This is a genomic window from Variovorax sp. 05L425 (assembly GCF_056397705.1).
In genome coordinates this window covers 156744-170839 of sequence record NZ_JBFTNY010000011.1, presented here as the reverse complement: position 1 = coordinate 170839, position 14096 = coordinate 156744, and the positions used below count along the sequence as shown (strand labels likewise).

The window sequence follows — 14096 nt, the reverse complement described above, 5'->3', positions numbered from 1 at the left end:
TCGTTCCAGCATAAAATACGTGGTTGACCGATTTCGAGCGGGTGGTCTGCATGGAGGACCGCCCGTTTTTCGTTGAACTTCGGACCGCGCGGGTGGCGAAATTGGTAGACGCACCAGGTTTAGGTCCTGACGCCAGCAATGGCGTGCCGGTTCGAGTCCGGCCCCGCGCACCAGCCCAAGGCGACCCCTCACCAGGAAGACAGAAAATGACCGTGAATGTTGAAACCCTCGACAAGCTCGAACGCAAGATCACGCTGACCTTGCCCGTCGGCACCATCCAGTCCGAGGTCGATTCGCGCCTCAAGAAGCTGGCCCGCACCGTCAAGATGGACGGCTTCCGGCCCGGCAAGGTGCCGATGAACGTCGTGGCCCAGCGCTACGGCTACTCGGTTCACTATGAGGTCATGAACGACAAGGTCGGCGAGGCCTTCTCGCAGGCCGCGAACGAGGCCAAGCTGCGTGTGGCCGGCCAGCCCCGCATCACCGAAAAAGAAGGTTCGCCCGAAGGCCAGCTCGCCTTCGACGCGATCTTCGAAGTCTTTCCGGACGTCAAGATCAACGACCTGTCCGCCGCCGAAGTCGAAAAGCTCAGCGCCGAAGTCGGCGACGACGCCATCGACAAGACGCTCGACATCCTGCGCAAGCAGCGTCGTACCTTCGCCCAGCGTGCCCAGGACGCAGCCGTGCAGGACAACGACCGCGTCACCGTCGACTTCGAAGGCAAGATCGACGGCGAGCCCTTCCAGGGCGGCAAGGCCGACGACTTCCAGTTCATCGTCGGCGAAGGCCAGATGCTGAAGGAATTCGAAGACGCCGTCCGCGGCCTGAAGGCAGGCGACAGCCGCACCTTCCCGCTCTCGTTCCCCGCCGACTATCACGGCAAGGACGTGGCCGGCAAGCAAGCCGACTTCATGGTCACCGTGAAGAAGATCGAGGCTTCGAACCTCCCTGAAGTCAACGAGCAACTTGCCAAGTCGCTCGGCATCGCCGACGCCACGGTCGAAGGCCTGCGCGCCGACATCAAGAAAAACCTGGAGCGTGAAGTCAAGTTCCGCCTCCTGGCGCGCAACAAGACCGCTGTCATGGACGCGCTCGTCGCCAATGCCGAACTCGACCTGCCCAAGTCGAGCGTCCAGGCCGAAGTCGACCGCATGATCGAAGGCGCCCGCGCCGAACTCAAGCAGCGCGGCATCAAGGATGCCGACAAGGCGCCGATCCCCGACGACGTGTTCCGCCCGCAAGCCGAGCGCCGCGTGCGCCTGGGCCTCGTCGTGGCCGAACTGGTGCGCGCCAACAATCTGCAAGCCAAGCCCGAGCAGATCAAGGCCCACATCGACGAACTGGCGGCCAGCTACGAGAAGCCGGCCGACGTGGTGCGTTGGTATTTCAGCGACAACCGCCGTCTGGCCGAGGTCGAAGCCGTCGTGATCGAGAACAATGTGACGGATTTCGTGCTCGGCAAGGTCAAGGTCAACGACAAGTCCGTGTCCTTCGACGAACTGATGGCCCAACAGGGCTGATCACGGCCGGCACAGGCTGCAATCCATGGGGCTTGTGCTTTGTGGCACGAGCCCCATTTCGTTTGGGTACAGTACAACCCCCTCTGGAGAGCAAAACATGAGCGCACAAGATATTCAAGGCCTCGGCTTGGTTCCGATGGTCATCGAGCAGTCAGGCCGTGGCGAGCGTTCGTACGACATCTATTCGCGCCTGCTCAAGGAGCGCGTGATCTTCCTGGTCGGCGAAGTCAACGACCAGACCGCCAATCTCGTGGTGGCGCAGTTGCTGTTCCTCGAGAGCGAAAACCCGGACAAGGACATCTCGTTCTACATCAACTCCCCCGGCGGTAGCGTGAGCGCGGGCATGGCGATCTACGACACCATGCAGTTCATCAAGCCTGACGTGTCCACGCTGTGCATCGGCTTCGCAGCCAGCATGGGCGCCTTCCTGCTGGCGGCAGGGGAAAAGGGCAAGCGGTTCTCGCTGCCGAACTCGAAGATCATGATCCACCAGGTGCTGGGCGGCGCCCGCGGCCAGGCCACGGACATCGAGATCCACGCACGCGACATCCTCAAGACTCGCGAGCAGATGAACCGCATCCTGGCGGACAGGACCGGCCAGTCGTTCGAGAAAATCGCCCGCGATACCGAGCGCGACTACTTCCTGACCGCCGACGAATCCAAGGAATACGGCCTGATCGACCAAGTGATCGCCAAGCGCAGCTGATCGCCGCCGCTGAGGCGCCCGAGCAACAACGGCGTTTTCCCACACGGGGAACGCCGTTTTTGTTTCGCTATCATTGTTAAACCCCAGTTACGAGGCATTTGTCCATGGCCGAAAAAAAAGGCTCCTCCAGCGAAAAAACGCTTTACTGCTCGTTCTGCGGGAAGAGTCAGCACGAGGTCAAAAAGCTGATCGCGGGGCCTTCGGTCTTTATTTGCGACGAATGCATCGATCTTTGCAACGAGATCATTCGTGACGAGCTCCCGGCCGGCGAGGAATCGCGCGAAGCGCGCAACGACCTGCCCACGCCGCTCGAGATCAAGGCCAACCTCGACAACTACGTGATCGGCCAGGAACCGGCCAAGCGGATGCTGTCGGTCGCCGTCTACAACCACTACAAGCGTCTGCGGCACAAGGAAAAGTCCAAGGGCGATGACGTCGAACTCAGCAAGAGCAACATCCTGCTGATCGGCCCGACCGGATCGGGCAAGACGCTGCTGGCGCAAACGCTCGCCCGCATGCTCGATGTCCCCTTCGTCATGGCGGATGCGACGACTCTGACCGAAGCCGGCTACGTCGGCGAGGACGTCGAGAACATCATCCAGAAGCTGCTGCAAAGCTGCAACTACGAGGTCGAGCGCGCGCAGCGCGGCATCGTCTACATCGACGAAATCGACAAGATCTCGCGCAAGTCGGACAACCCCTCGATCACACGCGATGTCTCGGGCGAGGGCGTGCAGCAAGCCCTGCTGAAGCTGATCGAAGGCACGATGGCCAGCGTGCCGCCGCAGGGCGGCCGGAAGCATCCCAACCAGGACTTCCTGCAGATCGATACGACCAACATCCTGTTCATCTGCGGCGGCGCGTTCGCGGGGCTCGAAAAGGTGATCGAAAACCGCACGGAAGCCTCAGGCATCGGCTTCGGCGCGTCGGTCAAGAGCAAGAAGCAGCGCAGTCTGACCGAGGTGTTCCGCGAAGTCGAACCCGAAGACCTGATCAAGTTCGGCCTCATCCCCGAACTCGTGGGGCGCATGCCCGTCGTGGCATCGCTGGCCGAGCTTAGCGAGGACGCGCTGGTTCAGATCCTCACCGAGCCCAAGAACGCCGTCGTCAAGCAGTTCACCAAGCTGCTGCAAATGGAAGGCGTAGACCTCGAAATCCGTCCTGCGGCGCTCAAGGCGATTGCGCGCAAGGCGCTCGCACGCAAGACAGGCGCGCGGGGGCTGCGTTCGATCCTGGAACAGTCCCTGATCGACACCATGTTCGAACTGCCGAATGCGACCAACGTTGACAAGGTGGTGGTCGAAGAATCCACGATCGACGAGAACAAGCCGCCGCTGCTCGTCTATCGCGAAGCCGCGAAGAAGGCTTGATGACCGCCCGGCCGGCCGCTGCGAGACAGGCGTCCGGCGTCTTCGACGAATACTGCGCCCGCGGGCTTGAAAAGCGCGCGCGGCCGACCATCTTTCCATGATCAAGTAAAGGATTCCCATGTCCGGTCATACCCCCCTGCCTGCTACCGAACTCGATCTGCCGTTGCTTCCGCTGCGCGATGTGGTCGTGTTCCCTCACATGGTCATCCCGCTGTTCGTGGGTCGTCCCAAGAGCATCAAGGCGCTGGAACTCGCCATGGAAGCGGAGCGCCGCATCATGTTGGTGGCACAGAAAGCTGCCGCCAAGGACGAGCCTTCGGTCGAAGACATGTTCGAGGTCGGTTGCGTCTCGACCATCCTGCAGATGCTGAAGCTGCCCGACGGTACCGTGAAGGTGCTGGTCGAGGGCCAGCAGCGTGCACGCGTCAACCGCATCGACGACAGCGAAACGCATTTCTCTGCCAACGTGACGCCGGTCGAACTGGGTGATATCGCGCCTCAGAAGGGCACCGAAGTCGAAGCGCTTCGCCGCGCTGTGATGCAGCAGTTCGACCAGTACGTAAAGCTCAACAAGAAGATCCCGCCGGAGATCCTCACGTCGATCTCGAGCATCGACGATCCGGGCCGCCTCGCGGACACCATCGCGGCCCACTTGCCCTTGAAGCTCGACAACAAGCAGGCCGTGCTGGACCTCGACGACATCAAGGCGCGCCTGGAAAACCTCTTTGGCCAACTGGAGCGTGAGGTCGACATCCTCAACGTCGACAAGAAGATCCGCGGGCGCGTGAAGCGCCAGATGGAAAAGAACCAGCGCGATTTCTACCTGAACGAGCAGGTCAAGGCGATCCAGAAGGAGCTTGGCGAAGGCGAAGAGGGCGCGGACATCGAGGAGATCGAGAAGAAGATCAAGCTCGCCAAGATGCCCAAGGAAGCGCTCAAGAAGGCGGAGAGCGAACTCAAGAAGCTCAAGCTGATGTCGCCGATGTCGGCCGAGGCGACGGTAGTGCGCAACTACATCGACGTGTTGGTCGGCCTGCCCTGGAGCAAGAAGACCAAGATCAAGCACGACCTCGCGCATGCCGAGGAAGTCCTCAACGAGGACCACTACGGACTCGAGAAGGTCAAGGACCGCATTCTTGAATATCTCGCGGTGCAACAACGCGTCGACAAGGTCAAGGCGCCGATCCTGTGCCTCGTCGGGCCACCGGGCGTGGGCAAGACCTCGCTCGGGCAGTCGATCGCCAAGGCGACTGGCCGCAAGTACACGCGCATGGCGCTGGGCGGCATGCGTGACGAAGCCGAGATTCGCGGCCACCGTCGCACCTACATCGGCGCACTGCCGGGCAAGGTGCTGCAAAGCCTGAACAAGGTCGGCACGCGCAATCCGCTGTTCCTGCTCGACGAGATCGACAAGCTGGGCACGGACTTCCGTGGCGACCCGTCGAGCGCGCTGCTTGAAGTGCTCGACCCGGAGCAGAACCACACCTTCGGCGATCACTATGTCGAAGTCGACTTCGACCTGAGCGACGTGATGTTCGTCGCGACGTCGAACTCGATGAACATCCCGCCGGCGCTGCTGGACCGGATGGAAGTCATTCGCCTCGCGGGCTACACCGAAGACGAGAAGACACACATCGCGCTGAAGTATCTGCTGCCCAAGCAGATGAAGAACAACGGCGTGCAGGAAGAGGAACTCCTCATTGCCGAAGAGGCAGTGCGCGACATCGTGCGCTACTACACGCGTGAAGCGGGCGTGCGTTCGCTCGAGCGCGAGCTCTCGAAGATCTGCCGCAAGGTGGTCAAGGGCCTGCTGCTCAAGAAGATGGTGCCGCAGGTTGTCGTCAACGGCGAGAACCTCAACGACTTTCTGGGTGTGCGCAAGTACACCTTCGGCCTGGCCGAGAAGCAAAACCAGGTGGGACAGGTGGTCGGGTTGGCATGGACCGAAGTCGGCGGTGACCTGCTCACCATCGAAGCCGTCACGATGCCTGGCAAGGGCGTCATCAGCCGCACCGGTTCGCTCGGCGATGTCATGAAGGAATCGGTCGAAGCCGCACGCACCGTGGTGCGCAGCAGGGCCGGTCGACTCGGCATCAAGGACGAGGTGTTCGAAAAGCGCGACATTCACATCCACGTGCCCGACGGTGCTACACCCAAGGACGGCCCGAGCGCGGGCGCTGCGATGACGACGGCTTTCGTGTCGGCGCTCACCGGCATTCCGGTTCGCGCTGATGTCGCGATGACCGGCGAGATCACCTTGCGCGGTGAAGTCACGGCGATTGGCGGACTGAAGGAGAAGTTGCTCGCCGCTTTGCGTGGTGGCATCAAGACCGTGTTGATCCCCGAAGAAAACGCGAAGGATCTGCAGGACATTCCCGAGAACGTGAAGAACGGCCTCGAGATCGTGCCGGTGAAGTGGATCGACAAGGTGCTGGAAATTGCGCTCGAGAAGACGCCGACGCCGCTGTCCGACGAAGAGGTCGCGGCCTCTGCGGCTGCAGTGGCCGAACTTGCCAAGCAACGCGCTGCGCGACCAGCTGAAGGTTCGATCAAACACTGATGCGTGCGAGTTGCGAGACCTCGAAAAAATGCTCTATAATTCGAGGCTCGAAACGCGGGAATAGCTCAGTTGGTAGAGCGCAACCTTGCCAAGGTTGAGGTCGAGAGTTCGAGACTCTTTTCCCGCTCCAAGTTTTGAAAAAGGGAAGCGCAGGCTTCCCTTTTTTTCGCTGATTTCTACGACTTCGAAGTCTCGGCAACGAGAGTGGCGCGATAGCAAAGCGGTTATGCAACGGATTGCAAATCCGTCTAGCCCGGTTCGACTCCGGGTCGCGCCTCCATCGAATCCAATGCCGAAACCACAGTCCCGCCAATCAACGTTGTCGGGACTGTTTTCATTTGGGGTATCGTCGACGTCCGACTGGAAGCCCGGATGGTGAAATTGGTAGACACATCGGACTTAAAATCCGCCGCTTCCTGCATAAGGGGCGTACCGGTTCGACCCCGGTTCCGGGCACCACCACATTACAAGGGAGCAAGACATGCCTCGCTATAACGCTCCGTTCGAAATCCATGTGCATGGCGATGTGCCGCTGCGTTCGGATGTGAGTTTCGAGCAGATCCAGGAAGCGCTGAAGCCGCTTTGGAAATATGCCGGTGCGCGCTCGCTGGCCGATGGCGCGACCAGCGTCTACGAAGAAGAGCCGGGTATCCGCTTCGAGCAGAAAGAGCACATGCTCCAGATCTGCTGGACCGTCGCCGGCGACGAGGATTTCCGCCAGGCGCTCGACGAGATGTGCATGGCTCTCAATGAGCTCGCGGAGCAGGGCGCTGCGCTCGAAGTCACCTTCTACGACACCGACTTCGACGAGGAGGAAGGCGACCCCGAACAGGAGTCGCGCGACGACTTCCTGATGCTGTTCGTCGGCCCCAATCCCGCCGCGATCATGCAGGTCCAACGCGACCTGCTCGTGGAAGACGTCGTGAACCTGATGGAACGTCACTTCGACGGTGCCGAACTCGGCGGTGTGGTGGCCGAGATCGACAAGCTCTTCGGCGATCGTTTCGACGCGCTGGTGAACTCGCTCGAAATCGGAAAACGCCCGCGCGGCGGCACCGGTGGGGCCGGTAGCGGCGGTCATGGTGGCGGCCGTCGCCCGCGTCACCTGCACTAGGCAAGCGTCTGCGACATGGAGCGGTCAGGCCGCTCCGCTATGCTCGGCGGCGATCTTTACAACGGAGACGTCGCTTGGCCCTATTCCCCCAGTCCGCCCTCCAGCCTGGCGTGCGCAAGCGCGAAGTGTTCGGCTGGGCCATGTACGACTTCGCGAATTCGGGCTACACGACCGTTGTCATCACCGCGGTGTTCGCCGCCTACTTCGTCGGTGGCATCGCTCAGGGCGCCGCCTGGGGCGCGTTTGCGTGGACGGTAGCGCTAAGCATCTCCTACGCGATCGTGATGGTGACCATGCCGGCCATCGGTGCCTGGGCTGACCTGCAGGCGGCCAAGAAGCGCGTGCTGGTGTTCTCCACCGTGGGCTGCGTGATCGGCACTGCGGCACTGGCCTTGACCCCGCGTGTTCTCGGCTTGCAGGGGGTGGTACTGGCTATGGCACTGGTGATCATCTCCAACACGTTCTACTCGTACGGCGAATCGCTCACTGGCGCGTTCCTGCCTGAGCTCGCGACCGCCGAAGGCATGGGCAAGGTCAGCGGCTGGGGATGGGCTTTTGGCTATCTGGGTGGAATGCTGGCGCTGGGTTTGTGCCTGGCTTATGTACTCTGGGCGCAAGCCAGGGGTTTGCCCGCCGCGCATTTCGTGCCCGTCACGATGCTCATTACCGCGGCGCTCTATGGCGTTGCAGCGTGCGCCACCTTCGCCCTGCTGCCAGAGCGCGCGCTCCCTCAGTCCGGCCAGGCTGCGCAGAACGCGTGGCAGCAGTTGCGGAGCACGTTTCGTGAGGCCCGCGCGTACCGAGACTTCATGTGGCTTCTCGCCTGCACGGTTTCCTATCAAGGCGGCGTGGCCGTCGCGATCACGCTGGCGGCCATCTATGCCGAGCAAGTGATCGGTTTCGTCCCCAGCGAAACCATGGTGCTGATCTTCGTGCTCAACATTGCGGCGGCGCTCGGCGCATTCGTGTTCGGCTACTGGCAGGATCGCCTGGGCCACAAGCGTTCGCTGGCGGGAACGCTCGTCGCCTGGATCGCCGTGTGCCTGATCGCCGCCTCGGTGACGACAAAGGGAGGTTTCTGGTTGGCCGCCTCGATCGCGGGTCTTGCGATGGGATCGAGCCAGTCAGCCGGCCGGGCGATGACGGGCGTGCTTGCGCCGCCGCGCCAACTCGCCGAATTCTTCGGCCTGTGGACATTCGCGACGCGCCTGGCCAGCATCGTCGGGCCGTTGAGCTACGGCGCCATCACCTGGATGACCGGCGGCAACCAGCGGATCGCGATTCTCGCGACGACGGTGTTGTTCGTTGCCGGCCTCGTGATGCTTTTGCCGATCGACATGCGGCGTGGCCGCGAGGCGGCCTTGCGCGCTTGAATTCAGGCGTCAGTCCGACGTCGTCCGTTTCGATGCGCGATAAACCGTGCCGTCATAGCGCAACAGCGTCGACTTGAACTTCGTCGGAAGCTGTTGGCTCACGCATTCCTCGCCCTGGAGGAGCGACTGGCTTTCGGAGCGTGCCTGGCGCAGCATGAGATCGGCGTTCCCATTGCTCGCGCTGTGCATGACCGAAAGGGTGCCGCGGACCGTCTCGAAGCTGCCTGTGCAGTTGGTGTCCCACTCGCCGCGGTCAAGGGTCATTTCGAGCCCGTCGAGCACCTTGGTGAGTTTTGCGCCCTGCGGCAGGTACAGCGACAGCGCCTCGCTGGCGTAGGGGTTCGCCCGCGAAGACCCCTGGCGGAGCACCCGCAAGCCGAATGCGCGCGCGTCGGGCGCCAGCGCATAGCGAGCGGTGTCGACGCGGATCTCGGCGATACGCACGGCGTCCTCGGTCAGCGCGGCCTCGTCAAGGAGCCGGCTGACAATCTTTGCGCGCTCGGTGTTGCCGTTGTCGGCTTGCTGGACGACCAGCACGTCGAGGTCGAACTGTGTGACGTCAGGCTCCGAGCCCGGTCGCGGCATGGGCAGTACGACGATATAGCGGCCCGGCAAGCCCCTCCACGGCTCGCACACGGCGCGTTCGTGGTCAAGGACGCGCTTGGGATGCAGCTTGGCATGCATGCGCTCCGCGAGGCCGGTATCGCAAGCGGCATGACCGGCGATGCAGAAGAATCCGAGGAGCCCGGCAATGATGAATGCGCGGCGCATGCGTGAACTGGCTCAGGCCGTTGCCGCGTCGTGAGTCCGGGCGAGGCTCGCTCGCCCGGCAGGGTGTGTCAGCCAGCGCGCTGCCGCTGCATCGAGCGATTCGGGTGCCGCGCTGCTGAGCAACGTGACCGCACCGGTCCCTTGTTCGGTGAACTGGCCGGACCGTTCCAGCAGCCGGCGCGTCTGCTGCGCCACCGGCGCGCCGGTATCGATGAAGCTCACCGCATCGCCCGTAAAGCGCCGTAAGGTGTCGGTGATGAACGGGTAGTGCGTGCAGCCGAGAACCAGCGTATCGATCTCCTCGGGCTGCCCGCCAAAACTGCCCGCGGCGCCGAGGTATTTCTCGCACAGAGCGGTGATGCGAGTGGCGTCGGCGCGTTCGATGGCGCCTGCGAGGCCGTCGCATGGAACGATGCTGAATGTCGCCTGGGCATCGAAAGAGGTGCGCAGCGCCTCGAACTTGCGGCTTTCCAGTGTCACGCGCGTCGCAATGACGGCGATATGCCTCGTCTTACTCAGCGCCACCGCGGGCTTGAGGGCCGGTTCGACGCCGACGACCGGCAGCGTTGAATGCTCGGCGCGCAACTGATGGATTGCGGCGGCCGTCGCCGTGTTGCAAGCGACGACGAGCGCCTTGATCCGATGCTGGTCCAGCAGGTAGCGCGCGACCGTGCGGGTTCGGTCGCCGACGAAGGCGTCGCCGCGCTCGCCGTACGGCGCGTGGGCGGTATCCGCGAAGTAGACGAATCGCTCATTCGGCAACTCGTCGCGGAGCGCATTGAGAACGCTCAGTCCGCCGACACCGCTGTCGAACACACCGATCGGCCGATCGGCGCCAGCGCCAACATCGACCGTCGCTGCGTTCAAGCCGGTTCCAGCGTGATCGTCTTGAATTCGCCGCTGGCGATGCGCTTTTGCCACTCGGCCGGCCCGGTGATGTGGGCGCTGGTGCCGCCGGCATCGACTGCCACCGTCACCGGCATGTCGACAACGTCGAATTCGTAGATCGCTTCCATGCCGAGGTCGGCGAAGCCGACGACCTTGGCGGTCTTGATGGCCTTGCTCACGAGGTACGCGGCACCGCCGACCGCCATCAGGTAGGCGCTCTTGTGCTTCTTGATGGCCTCGATGGCGACCGGGCCACGCTCGGCCTTGCCGATCATGGCGATCAGGCCGGTCTTGGCCAGCATCATTTCAGTGAAGCCGTCCATGCGCGTGGCGGTGGTCGGGCCGGCGGGGCCGACGGCCTCGTCCCTGACGGGATCGACCGGGCCGACGTAGTAGATCACGCGGTTGGTGAAGTCCACCGGGAGCTTCTCGCCCTTGGCGAGCATGTCCGAAATGCGCTTGTGCGCGGCATCGCGGCCGGTCAGCATCTTGCCGTTGAGCAGCAGGGTGTCGCCGGGCTTCCAACTTGCGACTTCGGCCGGGGTGAGCTTGTCGAGATCGACGCGCTTGCTCTTGTTGTAGTCGGGCGCCCAGTCGATCTTCGGCCAGAGGTCGAGCGACGGTGCTTCGAGGTAGACAGGCCCCGAGCCGTCGAGCACGAAATGCGCGTGGCGGGTCGCGGCGCAGTTCGGGATCATCGCCACAGGCTTGCTTGCGGCGTGCGTCGGGTACATCTTGATCTTGATGTCGAGCACGGTGGAGAGGCCGCCCAGGCCCTGCGCGCCGATGCCGAGTGCATTGACCTTCTCGTAGAGCTCGATGCGCAGCGCTTCGACCTTGGTCAGCTCGGCGCCGGAAGCCTTCTTGGCTTGCAGCTCGTGCATGTCGAGGTCGTCCATCAGGCTTTCCTTGGCCATCAGCGCGGCCTTTTCGGCGGTGCCGCCGATGCCGATGCCCAGCATGCCCGGCGGACACCAGCCAGCGCCCATCGTCGGCACGGTCTTGAGCACCCAGTCGACGACGCTGTCGCCGGGGTTCAGCATCACGAGCTTGCTCTTGTTCTCGCTGCCGCCGCCCTTGGCTGCGACGGTGACTTCAACCGTGTCGCCGGGAACGATCTCGGTGAAGATCACCGCCGGCGTGTTGTCCTTGGTGTTCTTGCGGTCGAACTGCGGATCCGCCACGACCGAGGCGCGCAGCATGTTGTCGGGATGGTTGTAGCCCTGGCGCACACCTTCATTGACGGCGTCTTCGAGGCTGCCGGTGAAGCCGCCCCAGCGCACGTCCATGCCGACCTTGAGGAACACGTTGACGATGCCCGTGTCCTGGCAGATCGGGCGATGGCCCGTGGCGCTCATCTTGCTGTTGGTCAGGATCTGCGCCATCGCATCCTTGGCCGCGGGGCTTTGCTCCCGCTCGTAGGCCTTGGCGAGGTGGGCGATGTAGTCAGTCGGGTGGTAGTAGCTGATGTACTGGAGCGCTGCGGAAACCGACTCGATCAGGTCGGCTTGCTGAATGATGGTCATGGCGATTTCGTGGGGGTGGGGGTGGCAGACAAACCCGGCAATTATCCGCGCCGTGGCCATGGCTTGCAGGTACGGGTTCCCGATGGCCTTGTACGATGGCCTTTTCGACTCCGACCCAAGGGGCCTTTCACATGACGACATCCGCCAAGACCCGCATCGAACGCGACACCTTCGGCCCGATCGAGGTGCCGGCTGACAAGCTGTGGGGCGCGCAGACCCAGCGCTCGCTGCAGAACTTCGACATTTCCGGCGAACATCAGCCGCGCGAAATCATTCGAGCCCTCGCACAAGTCAAGCGCTCCTCGGCCGTGGTGAACCACGCGCTCGGACTGCAGGACGAGAAGAAGACCAAGGCCATCGTCGCGGCGGCCGACGAGGTCATCGGCGGCAAGCATCCCGGCGAATTTCCGCTGGTCGTCTGGCAGACCGGCTCGGGCACGCAAACCAACATGAACGTGAACGAGGTGCTGGCGAACCGCGCGAGCGAACTGCTGGGCGGCGAGCGCGGAGAAGGGCGGCTCGTGCACCCCAACGACGATGTGAACCGCAGCCAGTCGTCCAACGACGTGTTTCCGACGGCCATGCATGTGGCGGCCGTCGAGGCAATCACCCACAAGCTGTTGCCGGCCATTGCGAAGCTGCGCGCGACGCTCGACAAGAAGTCGAAGGACTTCGCGGACATCGTGAAGATCGGCCGCACCCATCTGCAGGATGCGACGCCGCTCACGCTTGGCCAGGAGTTCTCGGGTTATGCCGCGCAACTTGCCCACGGCGAGGCGCACGTGCGTGCCACGCTGCCGCACCTGTGTGAACTCGCGTTGGGCGGAACGGCGGTGGGCACCGGACTCAATGCACCCAAGGGCTACGCCGAGCAGGTCGCGGCCGAACTGGCAAAGCTCACCGGGCTGCCTTTCGTGACCGCGCCGAACAAGTTCGAAGCCATGGCTTCGGTGGATGCGCTGGTGCATGCGCATGGTGCGCTGAAAACGCTGGCTGCCAGCATGAACAAGATCGCCAACGATGTGCGCTGGCTCGCGAGCGGCCCGCGCAGCGGTATCGGCGAGTTGAGCATTCCCGAGAACGAACCCGGTTCGTCCATCATGCCGGGCAAGGTCAATCCCACGCAGAGCGAGGCTGTCACGATGCTCGCCGCGCAGGTGTTCGGGAACGACGTCGCCATCAACATCGGCGGCGCGTCGGGTAATTTCGAACTCAACGTCTTCCGTCCGATGGTTGCGCACAACTTTCTCCAGAGCGTGCGCCTGCTGGCCGATGGGATGGTGAGTTTCAACGACCACTGCGCCGCAGGCATCGAGCCGAATCGCGAGCGCATCACCGAGCTGGTTCAGCGTTCATTGATGTTGGTGACTGCGCTCAACACGCACATCGGCTACGACAAGGCCGCATTCATCGCCAAGAAGGCGCACAAGGAAGGCTCCAGCCTGCGCGAGGCGGCGATCGCCTCGGGGCACCTGACGGCGGAACAATTCGACCAGTGGGTCGTGCCCGAGCAGATGACCGGAAGGTAGTTCCCGCGGCGGGCGGCGGCGTCAGTGATCGTCGTTCGCTGGCGCCGGCAGCATCAGCCGGTCGGTCACCGCGACCGCCATTGCGGAAAGCAGGAAGGTAATGTGGATCGCCGTTTGCGCGATCAGCACCCGGTCCGTGTAGTTGTCCGCGTTGATGAAGGTCTTCAACAGGTGGATCGAGCTGATGCCGATGATGGCGGTTGCCAGCTTCACCTTGAGCACCGATGCATTGACATGGCTCAGCCATTCAGGCTGGTCGCGGTGGCCTTCGAGGTTCATGCGGCTCACGAAGGTCTCGTAGCCGCCAACGATGACCATGATCAGCAGGTTCGAGATCATCACGACGTCGATCAACGCCAGCACGACCAGCATGATGACGGTCTCGTTGAGCGAGGTGACCGGCGCACTGCTCTTGTAGCCGATGCCGTTGACCAGCGCCTGGAGCGCGTCCGTGCTGCCGAAGCCGGCCTGCACGAGGTGCGTGAGCTCGACCAGGAAGTGCACCACATACATGGCCTGGGCGACGATCAGCCCCAGGTAGAGCGGCAGCTGCAGCCACCGGCTCGCGAAGATCATGTTGGGCAGCGGGCGAAGCGGCGAAGCCTTGCCGGCTGTCGGGGGAAATTGATCGGGGTTTGACATCGAAGACGGTCGGATAACTTCGTGGACGACTGCAAAACGCGGGATTCTAGGGGGGTGAGGTCGTCGGCAGTGTGACGATCCCCTCGCTACCATGTGG

At 63.0% G+C, this 14096-nt stretch carries 11 protein-coding genes and 4 tRNA genes; 11 read left to right on the top strand and 4 right to left on the bottom strand.

Annotated elements, in window-relative coordinates; genetic code table 11:
• Positions 1–86 precede the first annotated feature (86 nt).
• The 10 genes from AC1DN9_RS14910 (at position 87) to AC1DN9_RS14865 (ending at position 8643) form a co-directional block, all read left to right on the top strand.
• Positions 87–173: transfer RNA gene (locus AC1DN9_RS14910), tRNA-Leu, on the top strand.
• Positions 174–206: 33 nt separating this feature from the next.
• On the top strand, positions 207–1520 hold the full coding sequence (gene tig / locus AC1DN9_RS14905; protein WP_478101392.1) for a trigger factor: 1314 nt from the start codon (positions 207–209) through the stop codon (positions 1518–1520).
• Between the two features lie 97 nt (positions 1521–1617).
• Entirely contained in the window at positions 1618–2226 is a 609-nt protein-coding gene (gene clpP / locus AC1DN9_RS14900; RefSeq protein WP_478101390.1) for an ATP-dependent Clp endopeptidase proteolytic subunit ClpP, read from the top strand.
• 104 nt (positions 2227–2330) lie between these two features.
• The gene (clpX, locus tag AC1DN9_RS14895; protein WP_478101388.1) at positions 2331–3596 is read left to right on the top strand and encodes an ATP-dependent Clp protease ATP-binding subunit ClpX; all 1266 of its coding nucleotides are present in this window, start codon (positions 2331–2333) and stop codon (positions 3594–3596) included.
• A gap of 118 nt (positions 3597–3714) precedes the next feature.
• Positions 3715–6156, top strand: coding sequence for an endopeptidase La (lon, locus tag AC1DN9_RS14890; RefSeq protein ID WP_478101386.1), 2442 nt, complete (start codon positions 3715–3717; stop codon positions 6154–6156).
• 54 nt (positions 6157–6210) lie between these two features.
• Positions 6211–6286: transfer RNA gene (locus tag AC1DN9_RS14885), tRNA-Gly, on the top strand.
• A gap of 76 nt (positions 6287–6362) precedes the next feature.
• Positions 6363–6436: transfer RNA gene (locus AC1DN9_RS14880), tRNA-Cys, on the top strand.
• 86 nt (positions 6437–6522) lie between these two features.
• Positions 6523–6615 (top strand) — tRNA-Leu (locus AC1DN9_RS14875).
• Positions 6616–6637: 22 nt separating this feature from the next.
• Positions 6638–7270 carry a DUF6806 family protein gene (locus AC1DN9_RS14870; protein WP_478101384.1) on the top strand — a complete coding sequence of 211 codons (633 nt, stop codon included), beginning with the start codon at positions 6638–6640 and terminating at the stop codon, positions 7268–7270.
• Positions 7271–7344: 74 nt separating this feature from the next.
• Complete coding sequence (locus AC1DN9_RS14865; RefSeq protein WP_478101382.1) at positions 7345–8643, top strand: MFS transporter; 1299 nt, start codon at positions 7345–7347, stop codon at positions 8641–8643.
• Between the two features lie 9 nt (positions 8644–8652).
• Here AC1DN9_RS14865 and AC1DN9_RS14860 read toward each other — a convergent pair whose 3' ends face one another.
• The 3 genes from AC1DN9_RS14860 to AC1DN9_RS14850 are packed head-to-tail and all read right to left on the bottom strand — an operon-like array spanning position 8653 to position 11828.
• A complete protein-coding gene (locus AC1DN9_RS14860) occupies positions 8653–9414 on the bottom strand; it encodes a PA3715 family protein (RefSeq protein ID WP_478101380.1) in 762 nt (253 codons plus the stop codon).
• Positions 9415–9426: 12 nt separating this feature from the next.
• Positions 9427–10281, bottom strand: coding sequence for a glutamate racemase (gene murI / locus AC1DN9_RS14855; protein WP_478101378.1), 855 nt, complete (start codon positions 10279–10281; stop codon positions 9427–9429).
• A complete protein-coding gene (locus tag AC1DN9_RS14850; RefSeq protein ID WP_478101376.1) occupies positions 10278–11828 on the bottom strand; it encodes a fumarate hydratase in 1551 nt (516 codons plus the stop codon). The genes murI and AC1DN9_RS14850 overlap by 4 nt, the downstream gene beginning before the upstream one ends.
• Before the next feature lie 131 nt (positions 11829–11959).
• Here AC1DN9_RS14850 and fumC point away from each other — a divergent pair, with 131 nt between their 5' ends.
• Positions 11960–13357 carry a class II fumarate hydratase gene (gene fumC / locus AC1DN9_RS14845; RefSeq protein ID WP_478101374.1) on the top strand — a complete coding sequence of 466 codons (1398 nt, stop codon included), beginning with the start codon at positions 11960–11962 and terminating at the stop codon, positions 13355–13357.
• A 21-nt stretch (positions 13358–13378) separates the two neighbouring features.
• On the opposite strand, the gene AC1DN9_RS14840 is transcribed toward fumC, so the two are convergent.
• On the bottom strand, positions 13379–13999 hold the full coding sequence (locus tag AC1DN9_RS14840) for a YqhA family protein (protein WP_478101373.1): 621 nt from the start codon (positions 13997–13999) through the stop codon (positions 13379–13381).
• Positions 14000–14096: the final 97 nt, after the last annotated feature.

What these genes read in the sequence shown, in the direction of transcription:
- tig (WP_478101392.1), top strand. Translation starts at nt 207, where the DNA reads ATGACCGTGAATGTTGAAACCCTCGACAAGCTCGAACGCAAGATCACG.
- clpP (WP_478101390.1), top strand. Translation starts at nt 1,618, where the DNA reads ATGAGCGCACAAGATATTCAAGGCCTCGGCTTGGTTCCGATGGTCATC.
- clpX (WP_478101388.1), top strand. Translation starts at nt 2,331, where the DNA reads ATGGCCGAAAAAAAAGGCTCCTCCAGCGAAAAAACGCTTTACTGCTCG.
- lon (WP_478101386.1), top strand. Translation starts at nt 3,715, where the DNA reads ATGTCCGGTCATACCCCCCTGCCTGCTACCGAACTCGATCTGCCGTTG.
- AC1DN9_RS14870 (WP_478101384.1), top strand. Translation starts at nt 6,638, where the DNA reads ATGCCTCGCTATAACGCTCCGTTCGAAATCCATGTGCATGGCGATGTG.
- AC1DN9_RS14860 (WP_478101380.1), bottom strand. Translation starts at nt 9,414, where the DNA reads ATGCGCCGCGCATTCATCATTGCCGGGCTCCTCGGATTCTTCTGCATC.
- AC1DN9_RS14850 (WP_478101376.1), bottom strand. Translation starts at nt 11,828, where the DNA reads ATGACCATCATTCAGCAAGCCGACCTGATCGAGTCGGTTTCCGCAGCG.
- fumC (WP_478101374.1), top strand. Translation starts at nt 11,960, where the DNA reads ATGACGACATCCGCCAAGACCCGCATCGAACGCGACACCTTCGGCCCG.
- AC1DN9_RS14840 (WP_478101373.1), bottom strand. Translation starts at nt 13,999, where the DNA reads ATGTCAAACCCCGATCAATTTCCCCCGACAGCCGGCAAGGCTTCGCCG.